At 66.6% G+C, this 1,081-nt stretch carries 2 protein-coding genes; both read right to left on the bottom strand.

What is annotated here, in order from left to right; genetic code table 11:
* A partial coding sequence (locus LQV45_RS34970; protein ID WP_230012579.1) for a class II aldolase/adducin family protein occupies window positions 1-247 on the bottom strand: 247 nt, incomplete at its 3' end.
* The coding region (locus tag LQV45_RS34965; protein ID WP_253074607.1) for an FGGY-family carbohydrate kinase at window positions 244-1,081 on the bottom strand (838 nt) is incomplete at its 5' end. The genes LQV45_RS34970 and LQV45_RS34965, both read right to left, overlap by 4 nt.

Raw genomic sequence — 1,081 nt, 5'->3', positions numbered from 1 at the left:
GTGACAGCGCGGGGTTGCTCCAGTCGCCCTCCACGGGCGTGCCGTAGAGGTCCGTGACAACCATGCTCTCGGGCGTGAGGTCCGCGTAGGAGACTCCGGACGGCTTGATGACCATCAGGTCATGGCCGGGGACGCGGGCGGAGACGTTGCCGGCCGTCCACACCACCAGTTCGTAGCGCGTGAGTTCGGCGTGCAGTTCGCAGACCTCGCGACGGACCTCCGCGATGCTTTCCAGCAGGTTGCTCATGCGGACACTTCCTCTGCGACCGAGCCGGCGGGGACGGCGTTCTGCTGCGGAGCGCCCGCAGCGGCGGCAAACGAGGGCCTGGCCGCACGCTGGATCGCCTTGAGGCGGTGCATCACGCTGTTGCTGCCGCGGCCGAAATAGTCGTGCAGCGTGCGGTACTCCTGGAAGAGCTTTTCGTAGGCGGCAACATTTTCCGGAATGGGAATATAGATGCTGCCGGGCTCCGATCCCATGGCAGCCGCAGCGGCACGGATATCCGCGTATTCACCTGCGGCCACGGCGGCGTGGATGGCCGACCCCAGGGCGGGCCCCTGGGTTGAGCCGATGGTGGAGAGCGGCAAGCCGGTGATATCCGCGTAGATCTGCATGAGCAGCTTGTTCTTCAGCAGGCCGCCGGCCACGATGAATTCCCTGACCGGCACTCCGGAGTCGCGGAAGGCGTCCACGATGGTGCGAGTGCCGAAGGCCGTGGCTTCCAGCAAGGCCCGGTAGGTGTCTTCGGGCCTGGTGGCGAGGGTCTGGCCCACCACGACGCCGGAGAGTTCGTGGTCCACCAGCACGGAACGGTTGCCGGAGTGCCAGTCCAGGGCAATGAGGCCGTGTTCGCCGATGGCCTGGCGCGAGGCCAGATCCGTGAGGTATTCGTGGATGCCCAGGCCTGCCGCCTCCGCTGCCTGGTGGTACTCGGGCGGGACGCCGTTGTTCGTGAACCAGCCGAAGATGTCCCCCACACCGCTTTGGCCAGCTTCGTAGCCCCACAGTCCGTCGACGATTCCGCCGTCCACCACGCCGCACATGCCCGGGACTTCCCGCAGTTCGGCACCGTTCATAACG

Source organism: Microbacterium sp. Bi128, assembly GCF_918698205.1.
Note: the sequence above shows the minus strand (reverse complement) of the source record. Positions and strands in the feature narration are given on the sequence as shown.